The 17,131-nt window shown below is 40.7% G+C and carries 14 protein-coding genes and 1 pseudogene; 10 read left to right on the top strand and 5 right to left on the bottom strand.

From position 1 onward, the window contains the following. On the top strand, positions 1 to 77 hold a 77-nt coding region (locus I6852_RS00005; RefSeq protein WP_197291238.1), incomplete at its 5' end, for a DUF874 family protein. Positions 78 to 220: 143 nt separating this feature from the next. On the opposite strand, the gene I6852_RS00010 is transcribed toward I6852_RS00005, so the two are convergent. Together I6852_RS00010 and topA are read right to left on the bottom strand one after the other, a co-directional pair. Next, positions 221 to 1,147, bottom strand: a complete 927-nt coding sequence (locus I6852_RS00010) for a radical SAM protein (protein ID WP_197291228.1) — start codon at positions 1,145 to 1,147, stop codon at positions 221 to 223. After that, a complete protein-coding gene (gene topA / locus I6852_RS00015) occupies positions 1,140 to 3,350 on the bottom strand; it encodes a type I DNA topoisomerase (RefSeq protein WP_197291227.1) in 2,211 nt (736 codons plus the stop codon). The genes I6852_RS00010 and topA overlap by 8 nt, the downstream gene beginning before the upstream one ends. A gap of 165 nt (positions 3,351 to 3,515) precedes the next feature. Here topA and I6852_RS00020 point away from each other — a divergent pair, with 165 nt between their 5' ends. Then, positions 3,516 to 5,060, top strand: coding sequence for a flagellin B (locus tag I6852_RS00020; protein WP_000010021.1), 1,545 nt, complete (start codon positions 3,516 to 3,518; stop codon positions 5,058 to 5,060). A gap of 60 nt (positions 5,061 to 5,120) precedes the next feature. Next, positions 5,121 to 7,004, top strand: coding sequence for a motility associated factor glycosyltransferase family protein (locus tag I6852_RS00025; protein WP_197291237.1), 1,884 nt, complete (start codon positions 5,121 to 5,123; stop codon positions 7,002 to 7,004). Between the two features lie 8 nt (positions 7,005 to 7,012). On the opposite strand, the gene I6852_RS00030 is transcribed toward I6852_RS00025, so the two are convergent. Further along, entirely contained in the window at positions 7,013 to 7,309 is a 297-nt protein-coding gene (locus I6852_RS00030; protein WP_197291226.1) for a hypothetical protein, read from the bottom strand. A 20-nt stretch (positions 7,310 to 7,329) separates the two neighbouring features. After that, the gene (locus I6852_RS00035; protein WP_197291225.1) at positions 7,330 to 7,959 is read right to left on the bottom strand and encodes a class II aldolase and adducin N-terminal domain-containing protein; all 630 of its coding nucleotides are present in this window, start codon (positions 7,957 to 7,959) and stop codon (positions 7,330 to 7,332) included. Between the two features lie 219 nt (positions 7,960 to 8,178). Here I6852_RS00035 and I6852_RS00040 point away from each other — a divergent pair, with 219 nt between their 5' ends. Genes I6852_RS00040 through dnaK form a run of 3 tightly spaced genes read left to right on the top strand, consistent with a single transcriptional unit; the run spans position 8,179 to position 11,477 of the window. Next, complete coding sequence (locus tag I6852_RS00040) at positions 8,179 to 9,009, top strand: HrcA family transcriptional regulator (protein ID WP_197291224.1); 831 nt, start codon at positions 8,179 to 8,181, stop codon at positions 9,007 to 9,009. After that, a complete protein-coding gene (gene grpE / locus I6852_RS00045) occupies positions 9,009 to 9,584 on the top strand; it encodes a nucleotide exchange factor GrpE (RefSeq protein ID WP_197291223.1) in 576 nt (191 codons plus the stop codon). Before I6852_RS00040 ends, grpE begins: the two co-directional genes overlap by 1 nt. A 30-nt stretch (positions 9,585 to 9,614) precedes the next feature. Next, the gene (dnaK, locus tag I6852_RS00050; RefSeq protein WP_197291222.1) at positions 9,615 to 11,477 is read left to right on the top strand and encodes a molecular chaperone DnaK; all 1,863 of its coding nucleotides are present in this window, start codon (positions 9,615 to 9,617) and stop codon (positions 11,475 to 11,477) included. Positions 11,478 to 11,724: 247 nt separating this feature from the next. Here dnaK and I6852_RS00055 read toward each other — a convergent pair. Then, positions 11,725 to 12,305 (bottom strand): annotated as a pseudogene (locus I6852_RS00055) (hypothetical protein). Between the two features lie 120 nt (positions 12,306 to 12,425). On the opposite strand from I6852_RS00055, the gene I6852_RS00060 reads away from it, so the two are divergent. The 4 genes from I6852_RS00060 (at position 12,426) to I6852_RS00075 (ending at position 16,913) form a co-directional block, all read left to right on the top strand. Next, entirely contained in the window at positions 12,426 to 13,343 is a 918-nt protein-coding gene (locus I6852_RS00060; RefSeq protein WP_197291221.1) for an O-acetylserine-dependent cystathionine beta-synthase, read from the top strand. Positions 13,344 to 13,369: 26 nt separating this feature from the next. Then, positions 13,370 to 14,512, top strand: a complete 1,143-nt coding sequence (locus I6852_RS00065) for a cystathionine gamma-synthase (protein WP_197291220.1) — start codon at positions 13,370 to 13,372, stop codon at positions 14,510 to 14,512. A gap of 37 nt (positions 14,513 to 14,549) precedes the next feature. Continuing rightward, positions 14,550 to 15,008 carry an S-ribosylhomocysteine lyase gene (locus I6852_RS00070; RefSeq protein ID WP_197291236.1) on the top strand — a complete coding sequence of 153 codons (459 nt, stop codon included), beginning with the start codon at positions 14,550 to 14,552 and terminating at the stop codon, positions 15,006 to 15,008. Between the two features lie 228 nt (positions 15,009 to 15,236). Continuing rightward, entirely contained in the window at positions 15,237 to 16,913 is a 1,677-nt protein-coding gene (locus I6852_RS00075) for a bifunctional metallophosphatase/5'-nucleotidase (RefSeq protein WP_331458741.1), read from the top strand. Positions 16,914 to 17,131 lie beyond the last annotated feature (218 nt).

The following is a 17,131-nucleotide window of genomic DNA, read 5'->3' on the forward strand; positions in this document are numbered from 1 at the left end:
ATAAAGAAATAAAAGTAGTTGCTAATACTGAAAAGAAAGCAGAAAAAGCGGGTTATGGTTATAGTAAAAGGATGTAGCGATTAAAAACATTACACCAAGTTTTTAGCTATTTGTCGGCTTTTGAGATCATTTTTTATGGTAGTGTTATTTGGTAATAAAAGAGATCCTTATTTAGAAGCTTAAGCTATTCCTAAAGTAAGGTAAAACTTACAAATGGAGGTTAAAACGCGCAATAAAACTCCAAAGAGCCGACTTTTTTAATCGTAATTTGCTTATGGTTTAATAAAGTTTCTAAATGCTTAAAAGCGTTAGAATCTAAGATTAGGGGGGCTTCTTCTGCGCTTAAAGGGCGCCTGGAAATTAAAGCGAGCAATTCGTCTATACCGCAAGAAATCAATTTTTTAGCTTGAGTAATGGATCGTTTAGGCAAACTCACGCAAAGCCCTTCAAAAAACAAAGAGCATTTTAATAATTCATCTTCGCTCAATTTTGGGGCTTTAAAGCTTGAGGGCCTGTCTATAGTGCTTAAATCCACTCTAGCGATATTGATTTTTTTTAAAAATGCAGCGATGAGTTTTAAATTATTCGCGCTATCATTCACGCCCTTAATTAACAGCACTTCAGCCACCAATTGCCCCTGATAGATTTGAGAAAAGCGCAAAATCCCCTCTAAAATCTTGTTAATGTCTTTGGAATAAGGCTTATCCACTCTTTCAAAGGCTTTCAAATCAATAGCGTCTAAAGAAAATTTAACGATGTCAAATTCCTTTAAGGCTTTCTGGACTTTTGGCTCATAAAAGAGTGAGCCGTTGCTTAAAATCAAGGTTTTAACGCCCTTTAAAAAAGGCTTGATGCTTTGGATAAGCTCTAATAAATGAGGGTATAGCGTGGGTTCGCCATTAGCGGTAATGGTTAAAACATCAATGGGGGTAGCAAGGTTGTTTAGGGCGTTTTGAATGGCGTTAATCAAGGTTTCTACTTTTACCACTTCTTCCATGCGTTCAATGGGCTTGGCTTTACCCAACTCGCAATAAATGCAATTGTAATTGCATTGTTTTTTAGAGGGCGATAGATCCACGCCCAAAGACTTCCCAAAACGCCTGGATAAAACAGGCCCAAAAACGACAGGCGGATTTTCTTTAGCCATCATCTTCCTCTAAAAACACACGCTCTTTGCATTTAATGCATTCATGCACCTTTTTTTTGCGATAGATTCTTTCACTCATTAAATAATGGCACTTCTCGCAACGCTTGTTGATGGGCTTATGGTTGGATAAAAAATTGCATTTAGGGTAATTGTTACAGCCATAAAACGAGCCTTTCTTACTCCTTTTTAAGGCAATATCCCCCCCGCATTCTGGGCATTTCACGCCTTCTATTGTTTCTTTGGCGTTAGGGGTGTTTTTTAACGATTTGGTGTTTTTGCATTCAGGGTAGTTGTTGCAAGCCAAAAACGCCCCGTTTCTGCTGAATTTTTGCACCATTTCCCCTCCGCATTTTTCGCACAATTCTTGCTTGGCTTCATCATTAGCGTTTTCAGTTTGTTTGACGTATTTGCATTTAGGGTAATTATTGCAAGCGATAAACTCCCCATAACGGCTATTCTTTTTGACTAATTCCCCCCCGCATTTAGGGCATGATTGGCCGGTTTTTTCATACACTTTTTGAGAGATGATATTCTTTTTCCCGGCTTCAATTTTATCCATAAAAGGGTAGTAAAAGTCCTTTAAGACTTGCTGGTAGTCGGCTTTATTTTGAGCGATATTGTCCAGTTCCTCTTCTAAAGAAGCGCTGAATTTGGAATCCACGATTTCTTCAAAATGCTTTTCTAAAATTTCTATCACTTTAAAAGCGCTCTCTAAAGCACTGATTTGCTTTTTTTCTACCTTGATGTAGTCTCTGTTTTGTAAAAGTGCAATCGTTGGGGCGTAGGTGCTGGGCCTGCCTATGCCTAAACTTTCTAAAACTTTAATCAAGCTCGCTTCTGAATAGCGCGCTGGAGGCTCTGTAACATGAGCGTTGCTCTCTAGTTTTTCTAATTTAATGGGGTCATTTTCTTTCAAATTGGGGAGCAATTTGTCCTTATTGTCATTGCCTAAAATTTTATAATAGCCATCAAAAAGGAGTTTTCTCCCACTCGCTTTAAACTCGCCTTTTTCGCAAGCCACAACCACGCTTTGGCTTTCAAAAAGAGCGTCTTGCATTTGAGAAGCTAAAAAGCGTTTGTAAATTAAAGTATAGAGCTTTAATTCTTCAGGCTTAAGGTAGTCTTTTAAAGCGTTTGGCTCTAAAATAATAGAAGTGGGCCTGATCGCTTCATGGGCTTCTTGGGCGTTTTTATTCTTGCTGGAATAGACTTTAGCTTTAGGGGGTAAGTAGTCTTTGCCATAGTCTTTTAAAATCTTAGCTCTCGCTTCTTCTAAAGCCTCTTTAGCGATATTCAAGCTATCGGTCCTCATGTAAGTGATCACTCCCATAACCCCTTGTGGGGTGGCTACGCCTTCATATAATTTTTGAGCGATACTCATGGTTTTTGTGGGCGAAAAGCCTAAAAGACTAGAAGCGCTTTGCTGTAAAGTAGAAGTCATGAAGGGAGATGGTGTGGGGGATTTTTCAGACTTTTTAACGATACTGGAAATAGCGTAGCTTTCTTTTTCTAATTCGCTTTTAATCTCATGAGCTTTTTTTTCATCAATAAGTTCTTGGGCTTTGAGTTTGTTGCCCTTATAGCTAATGAGTTGCGCTTCTAAATGCGACTCAAAGTAAGCGTCTAGCGTGAAGTAGGTTAAAGGCTTAAAGGCTTTGATTTCCCTTTCTTTATCAATCACAAGCTTTAAAGCCGCGCTTTGCACCCGCCCAGCGCTCAAACCTTTAGTGATTTTAGATGAAATCAACGAGCTTAATTTAAAGCCCACGATCCGATCTAAAAAACGCCTGGCTTGTTGGGCATTGACCTTAGACATATCAATTTGTCGTGGGGTTTTTAGAGCGTTTAAAATCGCATTTTGCGTGATTTCATGAAAAACAATCCTAGGATAGCTCTCCAATTTCCCCCCAATCAAACATGCCACATGATAGCCTATCGCTTCCCCTTCTCGGTCTTCATCGGTAGCGATATAAGTAATAGATGCTTTTTTAGAAAGCTCTATGATTTGTTTGACAAGCTCTTTATGGTCTTTATCCACGATATAATTAGGAGTGAAGCCGGTTTCATCAATCTTAATGCCTAAAGCGAATTTGGATAAATCCCTAACATGCCCTTTAGAGGCAATGACTTCGTAATTTTTATCCAAAAAATTTTTAATGGTTTTGGCTTTTGCGGGGGATTCTACGATAATAAGGTGCTTCATTGAACGCCTTTAATGGAATGTTTATGCCTATTAATGAATGATTGTAGCATAGAATTTTGACTAAACGATTCATTAAACCATAAAAACTATAACGGCGCTAAAAATCAAAGAGTTGGAACACCCTTTGCTTGACTAACAGCAAATATCTATGCAAAGGATGCAAACATGAGTTTTAGGATAAATACCAATATCGCCGCTTTAACTTCTCATGCGGTAGGGGTTCAAAACAACAGAGACCTTTCAAGCTCGCTTGAAAAGTTGAGCTCAGGGCTTAGGATCAATAAAGCCGCTGACGATTCTAGTGGGATGGCGATCGCTGATAGCTTAAGGAGTCAAAGCGCGAATTTGGGTCAGGCGATTCGCAACGCTAATGACGCTATTGGTATGGTTCAAACCGCAGATAAAGCGATGGATGAGCAAATCAAAATCTTAGACACCATTAAAACCAAAGCCGTTCAAGCCGCTCAAGACGGGCAAACTTTAGAAAGCCGAAGAGCGCTCCAGAGCGATATTCAAAGGTTGTTAGAAGAACTGGACAATATCGCTAACACCACAAGCTTTAACGGCCAACAAATGCTTTCAGGAAGTTTTTCTAACAAAGAATTTCAAATTGGCGCGTATTCTAACACCACGGTTAAGGCGTCCATTGGCTCAACGAGCTCAGATAAGATTGGGCATGTGCGTATGGAAACCTCTTCTTTTAGTGGTGAAGGCATGCTCGCTAGCGCAGCGGCGCAAAACTTGACTGAAGTGGGATTGAATTTCAAACAAGTCAATGGCGTGAACGATTATAAGATTGAAACCGTGCGCATTTCCACAAGCGCTGGCACAGGGATTGGAGCGTTAAGCGAAATCATCAATCGTTTTTCTAACACTTTAGGCGTTAGGGCTTCTTATAATGTCATGGCTACCGGCGGCACTCCCGTGCAATCAGGAACTGTTAGGGAGCTTACCATTAATGGCGTAGAAATTGGAACCGTGAATGATGTGCATAAAAACGACGCTGACGGGAGGTTGACTAACGCCATTAACTCCGTCAAAGATCGCACCGGCGTGGAAGCGAGCTTGGATATTCAAGGGCGCATTAATTTGCACTCCATTGACGGGCGCGCGATTTCTGTGCATGCAGCGAGCGCGAGCGGTCAGGTTTTTGGGGGAGGGAATTTTGCAGGGATTTCTGGGACACAGCATGCGGTGATTGGGCGCTTAACCTTGACCAGGACCGACGCTAGAGACATCATTGTGAGCGGTGTGAATTTTAGCCATGTGGGCTTTCATTCCGCTCAAGGGGTGGCAGAATACACCGTGAATTTGAGAGCGGTTAGGGGCATTTTTGATGCGAATGTGGCTTCAGCAGCCGGAGCGAACGCTAATGGCGCGCAAGCGGAGACCAATTCTCAAGGTATAGGGGCTGGGGTAACAAGCCTTAAAGGGGCGATGATTGTGATGGACATGGCAGATTCTGCGCGCACGCAATTAGATAAGATCCGATCAGATATGGGTTCGGTGCAAATGGAATTGGTTACCACCATTAATAATATTTCTGTAACCCAAGTGAATGTTAAAGCGGCTGAATCTCAAATCAGAGATGTGGATTTTGCTGAAGAGAGCGCGAACTTTTCTAAATACAATATTTTGGCGCAAAGCGGGAGTTTTGCTATGGCGCAAGCGAATGCGGTGCAACAGAATGTCTTAAGGCTTTTACAATAACAGCCCTTGATTCAAAGGGGCGTTAGCCTTTTTTATCAGTTATTTTTATAAGTTAGAATGATGGATATTTATCAAAAAAACTTGCAAGCTCTTTTCAAAAAAGACCCTCTTTTGTTCGCAAAGCTCAAAGCCATTAAAGAAAACAAAAAATACGAAGTGTTTTTAGGGAATGATAGTGCGAATTTCAACCTATTAGATAAAGAAACAAACACGCCCTTATTTGAAAAAAGCCCTCTAGATTCAAGCTTAGAGCTATATAAAAATAGCGAAATTTACATGCTTTATCCTTATTTGTATTATTTTGGCTTGGGTAATGGGGTGTTTTATCGCTTGCTTTTGGGTAATGAAAATTTAAAACGCTTGGTGGTCATTGAGCCTGAAATAGAAATTATTTTCATTGTGTTGAATCTTTTGGATTTTTCCACTGAGATTTTAGAAAACCGCTTGATTTTGTTGCATGCAAGTTTTTGCAATTACAACATGATCGCTTCATTATTTGATATGGATAAAAAGTCTCGTTTATACGCAAGAATGTATGATTTAAAACTTTTTAACGCTTATTATGAACGATACTCTCATCAAATGATAGAAATCAACCAGCATTTCACGCGCGCTTTAGAGCATGGCGCTATTAGCGTAGGCAATGACGCTAAAGACGCGCTTATAGGCATCAAACAGCATGCCGCTAATCTGCCTGAAGTCATCAAAAGCCCTAGTTTGGTGGATTTTGTGAACGCTTTAAAAAACAGAGACACCGCTATCATTGTCTCAACCGGGCCCAGTTTGAACAAGCAACTCCCCCTTTTAAAAGAAATCGCTCCTTACGCAACGCTTTTTTGCATAGACGCTTCTTTCCCTATTTTGGCTAAAGCCGGTATCAAGCCTGATATTGTGCTGTCTTTAGAAAGAGTGGATTTGACGGCGAAATTCTATGAAGAAACCCCCTTAGATTTTCAAGAAGGCGTTATTTTTGCTCTGACCTCCATTGTGCATAAACGATTGATTCAAGCGATTAAAAAGGGGGTTAAGCAATTCAGTTTCCGCCCCTTTGGTTATACTAACCTTTTTGATTTGCACCAGTATGGCTATGTGGGCATAGGCATGAGCGCAGCGAACATGGCGTATGAATTAGTGGTGCATTCTCGTTTCAAAAGGTGCGTGTTTATCGGGCAAGATTTGAGCTTTTCACAAAGCGGTAACAGCCACGCTAGTGGGGCGATTTATGGCGATAGAGAGATCAAGCCTAAAAAAGATAAAGACAAGATTTTTATAGAAAAATACGGGGGTAATGGGGAAGTAGAGACCACTTTAGTGTGGAAACTTTTCTTAGAATTTTTTGAAAAAGATATTTTCAACACGCCCTATAAATTAGAAGTCATTAACGCTACTGAAGGGGGGGCTAGGATTAAAGGGACTAAAGAAATGCCCTTTAAAGAAGTGTGCGAAAGAATAGATAAATCCAAGCCAAAGCCTCCTATCAATCTTATTTATCCCACCCAATCAGAGCAAGATAGAAATTTAAAGATCGCCAAGCAAAAATGCGAAGAAATCATCAAATACGCCAATGAGAAAAAAACGCAAGTTGAAGAAGCGTTTTTAAAGGTGGCAGAGTTTTTAGAAGAAGTGGAAAAGCTTCATGAAAAAAACAAATTAGAAGAGTTGGATTTTAAGGAATTAGAAAATTTGAGCGCTGAAATTGATAACGTTAAAGAGCTTTTTGACGACAAGCGATTCAATTCGTATTTTATGGATGCGATACAATCTTACATCTTCCACCAGGAATTGCATATCGCTGAAATCGTGTGTAAAAAAACGAGTAATGAAGACGAATTAAGGGCTAAGCAATTAGAATACATTTACGCGCACAAATACTGGCTTTTTAGTTTAGCGGGTGGGATGGATTGCGTGATAGAAGCGATTAAAATGGCTTTGAAAGAATGGTAAACCCCTTTTTAAGCGTATGTGTCTAGGCTGGAATAAATTTCAGGGATATTTTCGCCATCAGCAAGGTTTTTCTCAACTTGGGATTTATCTTTAATCTCGCCGTCGTTATTGATAGTATTTAAAGCTTGTAGCCTGTCAAAATCAGGGGCGTTTTGCGTATTATCTTGGCTGAAACCATCTTGAATATTGCTTTGTTGTAAATCTTGCTCTACCTGATTCCTGTCCTTTATGGTTGCGTCATTATTGATATTGTTCAAGGTTTGGAGTTGCGTGAAATTAGGGGTGTAATGGGTATTGATGGTCATGTTTTATCCTTTTTAGCTTTTTACACGTTCAATCGTGGATCATCATTATAGCAATAATCCATTAAATCGCCTAGTCGTAAAACCTTGCATGAGTTTTCAATCAAATCAAAAACTTCCATGAGTTTAGAAAGCTCCCTGTGGTAGGCAAAAATCCCGCACCCCTTAATGAAGACAAAATATTTTTTGCTCTCTTGCAGTTGGCGTAAAATTTCTGTATCCGCTCTTTCTTGCCAGCTGTCATAATCTTTGGGGTTAAAAATGGAAATTTCTTCGCCCAAAGAACGATACCCTAAATAATCCCTAGGGAGCAATCGGTTGTGGCGTAAGGAATACGCCAAACTATAAGGAGGGCGTGCATAAGCGATGAATTTAGCGTCCAAGAACTCCCTATACACGCTCGCATGAATGGGCGAATCCAGGCTCGCTTCTTTCCAGCGATAATCCATCTTGTCATGCAAAACCAATAAGGTGTTTTCATTCAATTGATCAAAAACAGCGTTTCTTTTATTGATCACAAACTGATTTGCGCCAATGCGCGCTGAAATAGAGCCTTGATAAAGCCCAAAAAAACCCTTTCTAAACATGGATAATGAAATGCTTTGGAGCGAATAAATCAGATTGCTGTCAATACCTCTTGTGTGTGTGTTCATGTTTAGTATGATAACAAGTTTTTTTAATAAAAGGTATTAGTTGCCCAACAGATCTAAATTAAATCAACTCTATAAAAAATCCTAATTTAATGCTAGTAAATAATTTTAGTGATACAGACTAAACTTTAAAGAAAAATCGGGTAATTTTTATCACTTTTTTAAAACAAGTGATAGATTATTAACTTTTTGCGCTATAATGCGAGAGTTCTTTCATCAAGAATGGTGATTGACGAGATTTTTCAAATAATGATGTTAAGAAGAATTAAAGTAGGTTCTGATTTGAATAAAAAAGAGAGTTTGTTAGATGCGTTTGTTAAAACCTATCTGCAGATTTTAGAACCCATTAGCTCTAAACGCTTAAAAGAGTTGGCAAACTTGAAAATATCTTGCGCGACGATCAGGAATTATTTTCAAATCCTTTCTAAAGAAGGCATGCTTTATCAAGCCCATTCTAGCGGCGCTAGATTGCCCACTTTTAAGGCGTTTGAAAACTATTGGCACAAGTCGTTGCGCTTTGAAGTTTTAAAGGTGAATGAAAAACGCTTAAAAAGTGCGAGTGAAAATTTCGGGCTTTTTACGCTGTTAAAAAAACCCAGTTTGGAGCGTTTAGAAAGAGTCATTGAGTGCGAAAAACGCTTTTTGATTTTGGATTTTTTGGCGTTTTCTTGCGCACTGGGTTACAGCGTTAAAATGGAGAAGTTTTTATTAGAACTTGTGGGCAGAAGCGTTAAAGAAGTGCGCTTAATCGCTGCTTCTGTCAATGCGTTGAGTTTGGCCAAGCAATTAGAGCGTTTGGAGTATTCCAACACACAAATCACGCGCTTTAATCTAATGGGGTTAAAAACGCTTTTAAACAGCCCTTTATTTTTTGACATTTTAGGGGGTAAGGTTTTGGAGCGTTTGAAAAAGGGTTTGCATTTTATAGAGCCTGATTGCATGCTAGTAACACGCCCTATAGAATTTCAAAACAAGCGGATGCAACTGCTTTGCGTGGGGAAATTGGAATGCGATTATGAAGGGTTTTTTCAAACGATTTCTGAGGAGGAATAATGAAAGATGAACACAACCAAGAACACGATCATTTAAGCCCAAAAGAGCCGGAGTCTTATCAAAAGGCTTGCGCTTGCAAAGAACAACAGGGTGAAGAAAAGCAAGAAGCGGGCGAAAAAGAAAGCGAGATCAAGGAAGATTTTGAGCTTAAATATAAAGAAATGCACGAAAAATACTTGAGAGTGCATGCGGATTTTGAAAACGTGAAAAAGCGCTTAGAAAGAGACAAGAGCATGGCGTTAGAGTATGCGTATGAAAAAATCGCATTGGATCTATTGCCGGTGATTGATGCGCTTCTTGGGGCTCATAAGAGCGCTGCAGAAGAAAATAAAGAGAGTGCTTTAACCAAAGGCTTGGAGCTTACGATGGAAAAGTTGCATGAAGTTTTAGCAAGGCATGGCATTGAGGGGATTGAATGCTTAGAAGAATTTGATCCTAATTTCCACAATGCAATCATGCAAGTCAAAAGCGAAGAAAAAGAAAACGGGAAAATCGTGCAAGTTTTGCAACAGGGCTACAAGTATAAAGGTAGGGTTTTAAGGCCGGCAATGGTGAGCATTGCTAAAAACGATTAAAAACATTTATTTTAAAAGAAAGGATAACACATGGGAAAAGTTATTGGAATTGATTTAGGGACAACCAACTCCGCAATGGCGGTGTATGAAGGCAATGAAGCAAAGATTATTGCGAATAAAGAGGGTAAAAACACCACTCCTTCTATTGTAGCCTTTACGGATAAGGGCGAGATTTTAGTGGGCGAGAGCGCCAAAAGACAAGCGGTAACCAACCCAGAAAAAACCATTTATTCTATTAAAAGAATCATGGGCTTGATGTTTAATGAAGATAAGGCTAAAGAAGCTGAAAAACGCTTGCCTTATAAGATTGTGGATAGGAATGGGGCTTGCGCGATTGAGATTTCGGGTAAAGTTTATACCCCTCAAGAGATTTCAGCCAAAATTTTAATGAAGCTCAAAGAAGACGCTGAAAGTTATTTGGGCGAGAGCGTTACTGAAGCGGTTATCACCGTTCCTGCTTATTTTAACGACAGCCAACGAAAAGCGACTAAAGAAGCCGGCACGATTGCAGGGCTTAATGTTTTAAGGATCATCAATGAGCCTACCAGCGCGGCGTTAGCTTACGGCTTGGATAAAAAAGAGAGCGAAAAAATCATGGTTTATGATTTGGGTGGGGGGACTTTTGATGTTACCGTGTTAGAAACAGGCGATAATGTCGTGGAAGTTTTAGCCACAGGGGGCGATGCGTTTTTGGGGGGCGATGATTTTGACAATCGTGTGATTGATTTCTTAGCGAGTGAGTTTAAAAGCGAAACGGGCATTGAGATTAAAAACGATGTGATGGCGTTGCAACGCCTGAAAGAAGCGGCTGAAAACGCTAAAAAAGAACTGAGCTCTGCGATGGAGACTGAAATCAATTTGCCTTTTATCACAGCGGACGCTACCGGGCCTAAACACTTGGTTAAAAAACTCACTAGGGCTAAATTTGAAAGCCTGACAGAAGATCTCATGGAAGAAACGATTTCTAAAATTGAAAGCGTGATCAAAGACGCGGGGCTAACCAAAAATGAGATTTCAGAAGTGGTGATGGTGGGAGGCTCTACTCGTATCCCTAAAGTCCAAGAAAGGGTGAAAGCGTTTATTAATAAAGATTTGAATAAAAGCGTCAATCCTGATGAGGTCGTAGCGGTGGGAGCGAGCATTCAAGGGGGCGTGTTAAAAGGCGATGTGAAAGATGTGCTTTTATTAGACGTTACGCCCTTAAGCCTTGGGATTGAAACTTTAGGGGGCGTGATGACTAAAGTGATTGATAGAGGCACGACCATTCCTGCGAAAAAATCTCAAGTGTTCTCAACCGCTGAAGACAACCAGCCCGCCGTGTCTATCATGGTTTTACAGGGCGAAAGGGAATTGGCAAGGGATAATAAATCTTTGGGTAAATTTGATTTGCAAGGCATCGCTCCCGCTCCAAGAGGCGTGCCGCAAATTGAAGTAACCTTTGATATTGACGCTAACGGGATTTTAACCGTGTCAGCGCAAGATAAAAATACCGGCAAAAGCCAAGAGATTAAAATTTCTGGTTCTAGCGGGTTGTCTGATAGCGAGATTGAAAAAATGGTTAAAGACGCTGAATTGCATAAAGAAGAAGACGCTAGGAAAAAAGAAGTGATTGAAGCGAGAAACCATGCCGATAGTTTGGCGCACCAAACCCAAAAGAGCCTTGATGAGCATAAAACAAATTTGAATGAAAACGACGCTAACGAGATCCAAAACGCCATTAACGCTCTTAAAGATTGCATCAAAAGCGATAACGCTACTAAAGCGGAGCTTGAAGACAAAAGCAAAGCGTTAGCGCAAGCGGCTCAAAAATTAAGCGAAGCCATGGCGAATAAAAACAACGCCGAGCAGCCCAAGAAAAAAGACGATGATGTGATTGATGCGGAAGTGGAGTAAAAACGCTTTTAAAACTTCTTTCAAGCGGGCGGTTTCAATCAAAACCCGCTTGCTTTTCTCATTTTCATCAATGGGATACCGCTTGCAAAATCTAAAAAATAGCGTTTTTAATCCAAATATCAAAGCTTGATTGTAATCAAGCGATAGCTTTTTTTAAGGTTTAGCTTAAAAGCGTTGGTGGGATTTTAGGAAAATCCCTTATGAAAGAGTTCTTTTTTGGTATGGGGTTATTTCATCAAGTTATTTCTTAATGGCTTGCGCTAGATGGCTCTAATTCAAAACACGCAGTGGGGATTTGATTAAATTCATTAGCAAAGCGTAAAAAATCGTTGGTAATGTTTTCAAGATCGACTTCTAAATCGTCATAGCTCTCTTGATAATAAGCGTCTCCATCAGGATCAATGATTTTGTCATACGCCAGGCATTTTTGACACTCTTTTTCCCCATTCTCCTCTATGGATCGACCTATACAAAGATAAAACTTTTCTGCATCGTTGCGCCAATAGTAAGCAAACCAAAGGTAAAAACCTTTTGTTGGGGTTGGTTTTTCACGATTGACAAACTCTTCCCCTAAAATATCCTGACGGCAAAAGGCGATGGATGGCTTATGGGATAAATTCCCAGAGCCAAGACTGATTTTGCACGCATAACCCCATGGCGTTAAAAACTTGTTCAGCCCGTTTTGGCATGAAGCGTATTTTGGTATCTTTGGATTTTTATCCGTTTGCTTTTCCTCTTTGTGCTTTAGCGTCTATTAGCGCTACAAACTCTCTTAAATAAGTCTTGAAACGCTTTTCTTTGCTCTTCATTCCATTCTATCGTTTTCATTGAAAGCTCCTTGGATCGATCTTAATAAGCTCAAATTTTATCCCAAATTTTACTCCATTTAATGAGTTTAGGCATAATCGCTAAAATTGAGTTATCGTTATCTTTATTATAGGAGGAATAATGATCCTTACCGCAATGCAAGACGCCATAGGCCGCACCCCCGTTTTTAAATTCACCAGCAAGGATTACCCCATTCCCGTAAAGTCCGCTATTTACGCCAAACTGGAGCATCTAAACCCAGGAGGGAGCGTTAAAGACCGCTTAGGCCAATATCTTATAAAGGAAGCGTTTAAAACAGGCAAAATCACTTCTAAAACAACCATCATTGAGCCTACCGCAGGCAATACCGGCATCGCTCTAGCCCTAGTTGCACTCAAGCACCATCTCAAAACCATCTTTGTTGTCCCGGAAAAATTCAGCACAGAAAAACAACAAATCATGAGGGCTTTGGGGGCTTTAGTAATCAACACGCCTACTAGCGAGGGGATTTCTGGCGCCATTAAAAAAAGTAAAGAGTTAGCCGAAAGTATCCCTGATAGCTATTTGCCCTTACAATTTGAAAACCCTGATAATCCTAACGCTTACTACCACACCCTAGCCCCTGAGATTGTCCAAGAATTAGGCACAAATTTTACGAGCTTTGTAGCCGGGATAGGGAGTGGTGGCACTTTTGCAGGCACAGCTAGGTATTTGAAAGAACGCATCCCTAATATTCGCTTGATTGGGGTGGAGCCAGAGGGTTCTATTTTGAATGGGGGGGAGCCTGGATCTCATGAAATTGAGGGCATTGGCGTGGAGTTCATCCCTCCTTTTTTCGCAAATTTGGATATTGATGGCTTTGAAACAATCTCAGATGAAGAGGGTTTTAGCTATACTAGGAAGTTAGCCAAGAAAAACGGCTTATTAGTGGGGAGCTCTAGTGGGGCAGCTTTTGTGGCAGCATTAAAAGAAGTGCAACGCCTCCCCGAAGGCAGCCAGGTTTTAACCATTTTCCCAGATGTTGCCGATCGTTATCTTTCTAAAGGTATTTATTCATAAAAAATTCAATAAAAAAAGGAAAAACCATGCGCATGCAAACCAAATTAATCCATGGGGGTATTAGTGAGGACGCCACAACAGGGGCGGTGAGCGTGCCAATTTATCAAACTTCCACCTACCGCCAAGACGCCATAGGCCGCCACAAGGGCTATGAATACTCTCGCTCAGGCAACCCCACGCGCTTTGCTTTAGAAGAACTCATCGCCGATTTAGAAGGGGGGGTTAAGGGGTTTGCTTTTGCCTCTGGTTTAGCTGGAATCCACGCCGTTTTTTCTCTCTTGCAATCAGGCGATCATGTGTTATTGGGCGATGATGTTTATGGGGGGACTTTCCGCTTGTTTAATAAAGTGCTTGTCAAAAACGGGCTTTCTTGCACCATTATCGACACTAGCGATCTATCCCAAATCAAAAAGGCTATCAAGCCTAACACTAAAGCCCTTTATTTAGAAACCCCTAGTAACCCCTTGCTTAAAATCACGGATTTAGCGCAATGCGCTAGTGTCGCTAAAGATCATAATTTGCTCACTATCGTGGATAACACCTTTGCCACCCCCTATTATCAAAACCCGCTTCTTTTGGGAGCGGACATTGTAGCGCATAGCGGCACCAAATACTTAGGCGGGCATAGCGATGTCGTCGCTGGGCTTGTAACCACCAATAATGAAGCGCTAGCCCAAGAGATCGCTTTTTTCCAAAACGCTATCGGTGGGGTTTTAGGTCCCCAAGACAGCTGGCTGTTGCAAAGAGGGATTAAAACGCTGGGATTACGCATGGAAGCCCATCAAAAAAACGCCCTTTGCGTGGCTGAGTTTTTAGAAAAACACCCTAAAGTGGAAAGGGTTTATTACCCAGGCCTTCCCACTCACCCTAATTACGAGCTAGCCAAAGCCCAGATGCGTGGCTTTAGCGGGATGCTCTCTTTCACCCTTAAAAATGACAGCGAGGCGGCTCTTTTTGTAGAAAGCCTTAAATTATTCATTTTAGGCGAGAGTTTGGGCGGGGTGGAAAGTTTGGTGGGGATTCCGGCATTCATGACCCATGCGTGTATCCCTAAAGCGCAACGAGAAGCCGCCGGGATTAGAGATGGTTTGGTGCGCTTGTCTGTAGGGATTGAGCATGAACAGGATTTGTTAGAAGATTTAGAGCAAGCGTTCGCTAAAATAAGCTAAAGTTTCATTACAATTTATGAATAAAGGAGTTAAAAACATGAAAATGAATGTAGAGAGTTTCAATTTGGATCACACCAAAGTCAAAGCCCCTTATGTGCGTATCGCTGATCGCAAAAAGGGCGCTAATGGGGATGTGATTGTCAAATACGATGTGCGCTTCAAGCAGCCCAATAAGGATCACATGGACATGCCTAGCCTACACTCTTTAGAGCATTTAGTCGCTGAAATTATCCGTAACCATGCCAATTATGTCGTGGATTGGTCGCCTATGGGTTGCCAAACGGGATTTTATCTCACGGTGTTAAACCATGACAATTACACAGAGGTTTTAGAGGTTTTAGAAAAGACGATGCAAGATGTGTTAAAGGCTAAAGAAGTGCCTGCCAGCAATGAAAAGCAATGTGGTTGGGCGGCTAACCACACTTTAGAGGGTGCTAAGAATTTAGCGCGCGCTTTTTTAGACAAACGCGCTGAATGGTCTGAAGTGGGGGTTTGATTAATGGGGGGAATGATTTTACTCCCCCCTATCCCCTTACCCATTTTATCCGTTTTAGGCGTTTTACTCATAGGCGTTGCGTGCCAATCAAAACCATCGCATCAGCGTTAATATTATGTAAAAATAATGTTATGAAGATTTTTTTATGGAAGGATTTCAATGAGAAAGTTGATTTTATTCATCTTTTTAACGCTAACACTTTCAATATCTGCAAAAGAAGTCAAAATCGTGTTTTTGGAAACTTCAGACATTCATGGGCGGCTTTTTTCGTATGATTATGCCGTGGGGGAGCAAAAACCCAATAACGGCTTGACAAGGATTGCGACTTTAATCAAAAAGCAAAGGGCTGAGAATAAAAATGTGGTTTTGATTGACAGCGGGGACTTGTTGCAAGGCAATAGCGCGGAGTTGTTTAACGATGAGTCTATCCACCCATTAGTTCGAGCCGAAAACGATTTGAAATTTGACATTCGTGTGCTTGGGAATCACGAGTTCAATTTCAGTAAAGATTTTTTAGAGAAAAATATCAAGGGGTTTAATGGCGATGTCGTGAATGCGAATATCATTAAAATTGCGGACAATAAGCCGTTTGTGAAGCCTTATGTGATTAAAAAAATTGATGGCGTGAGGGTGGCGGTTGTGGGGTTTTTGGTGCCGCATGTCCCAACTTGGGAGGCCTCTACGCCTGAACATTTTGCAGGGTTGAAGTTTTTGGACGCTGAAGAAGCGTTAAAAAAGACCTTGAAAGAGTTAAAAGGGAAGTATGATATTTTGATTGGCGCTTTTCACTTGGGGCGAGAAGATGAGAAAGGTGGCGATGGGATACCGGATTTGGCGAAAAAATTCCCGCAATTTGACATCATTTTTGCCGGGCATGAGCATGCGGTTTATAACACCAAAATAGGGAAAGTGCATACCATTGAGCCTGGAGCGTATGGGGCTTATCTGGCAAAGGGCGTGGTGGTGTTTGACACCCAAACGAAGAAAAAAACCATAACGACTGAAAATTTACCCACAAAAGATGCGCCAGAAGATGAAGAGTTAGCGAAAAAATATGAATATGTGGATAAAAAATCAAAAGAATACGCTAATGAAGTGGTTGGCGAAGTGACAAAAACCTTCATTGATAGGCCTGATTTTATTACAGGGGAAGAAAAAATCACCACGATGCCAACCGCCGCCTTGCAAGAAACACCGGTGATAGAATTGATCAATAAAGTCCAAAAATATTACGCAAAAGCCGATGTTTCAGCGGCAGCCTTGTTCAATTTTGGGGCGAATTTGAAAAAAGGGCCTTTCAAAAGGAAAGATGTCGCCTACATTTACAAGTTCGCTAATACGCTCATTGGGGTGAATATCACGGGTGAAAACTTGTTGAAATACATGGAATGGTCGTATCAATTTTACAACCAGTTGCAACCGGGCGATTTGACGATCAGTTTTAATGAAAACATTCGCGGCTATAATTTTGACATGTTTTCTGGCGTGAAATACCAAGTTGATGTTACCAAACCCGCCGGGCAAAGGATTGTTAATCCAACAATTAACAACAAACCCATTGACCCTAAAGCGGTGTATAAGTTAGCGATCAACAATTACCGATTCGGGACATTATCCACGACTTTAAAATTGGTTACGGACGCTGATAGGTATTATGATTCTTACGATGAACTGCAAGATAACGGGCAAATACGGGATTTGATTATTAAATACATCACTGAAAAAAAAGGCACAAAAGTAACGCCTGAATTGGAACATAACTGGGAAATCATCAACTACGATTTCAAAAACCCGTTGTTGGAAAGATTGGCAGAAAAATTAAAAGAGGGGAGCATCAAAATCCCCACTTCAAAAGACGGGAGGACTTTGAATGTCAAATCCATTAAGGAAAGTGAAGTAAAATAAGATTTTTTATTTTTATTATTTATTCTTTAAGCCTAACCTAAAGAGGAATGTTCTATAATCCTAGATTATTGGCTTTTCGCTTTTTTCAGCGGTTTTCAAACAACCGGATTTTTAATCTTGTTTTGCACCACTCATTTTTCGGGGGGGGGGGGGGGGGGCATTTGGAGGCTGAACTCTCAAATTAGGGTTTGACTTAAAAATGATTGATAGGAGATAAA

This window comes from Helicobacter pylori, from assembly GCF_015904775.1.
GTDB classification, from domain to species: domain Bacteria; phylum Campylobacterota; class Campylobacteria; order Campylobacterales; family Helicobacteraceae; genus Helicobacter; species Helicobacter pylori_DM.

What these genes read in the sequence shown, in the direction of transcription:
- I6852_RS00010 (WP_197291228.1), bottom strand. Translation starts at nt 1,147, where the DNA reads ATGGCTAAAGAAAATCCGCCTGTCGTTTTTGGGCCTGTTTTATCCAGG.
- topA (WP_197291227.1), bottom strand. Translation starts at nt 3,350, where the DNA reads ATGAAGCACCTTATTATCGTAGAATCCCCCGCAAAAGCCAAAACCATT.
- I6852_RS00020 (WP_000010021.1), top strand. Translation starts at nt 3,516, where the DNA reads ATGAGTTTTAGGATAAATACCAATATCGCCGCTTTAACTTCTCATGCG.
- I6852_RS00025 (WP_197291237.1), top strand. Translation starts at nt 5,121, where the DNA reads ATGGATATTTATCAAAAAAACTTGCAAGCTCTTTTCAAAAAAGACCCT.
- I6852_RS00030 (WP_197291226.1), bottom strand. Translation starts at nt 7,309, where the DNA reads ATGACCATCAATACCCATTACACCCCTAATTTCACGCAACTCCAAACC.
- I6852_RS00035 (WP_197291225.1), bottom strand. Translation starts at nt 7,959, where the DNA reads ATGAACACACACACAAGAGGTATTGACAGCAATCTGATTTATTCGCTC.
- I6852_RS00040 (WP_197291224.1), top strand. Translation starts at nt 8,179, where the DNA reads ATGGTGATTGACGAGATTTTTCAAATAATGATGTTAAGAAGAATTAAA.
- grpE (WP_197291223.1), top strand. Translation starts at nt 9,009, where the DNA reads ATGAAAGATGAACACAACCAAGAACACGATCATTTAAGCCCAAAAGAG.
- dnaK (WP_197291222.1), top strand. Translation starts at nt 9,615, where the DNA reads ATGGGAAAAGTTATTGGAATTGATTTAGGGACAACCAACTCCGCAATG.
- I6852_RS00060 (WP_197291221.1), top strand. Translation starts at nt 12,426, where the DNA reads ATGATCCTTACCGCAATGCAAGACGCCATAGGCCGCACCCCCGTTTTT.
- I6852_RS00065 (WP_197291220.1), top strand. Translation starts at nt 13,370, where the DNA reads ATGCGCATGCAAACCAAATTAATCCATGGGGGTATTAGTGAGGACGCC.
- I6852_RS00070 (WP_197291236.1), top strand. Translation starts at nt 14,550, where the DNA reads ATGAAAATGAATGTAGAGAGTTTCAATTTGGATCACACCAAAGTCAAA.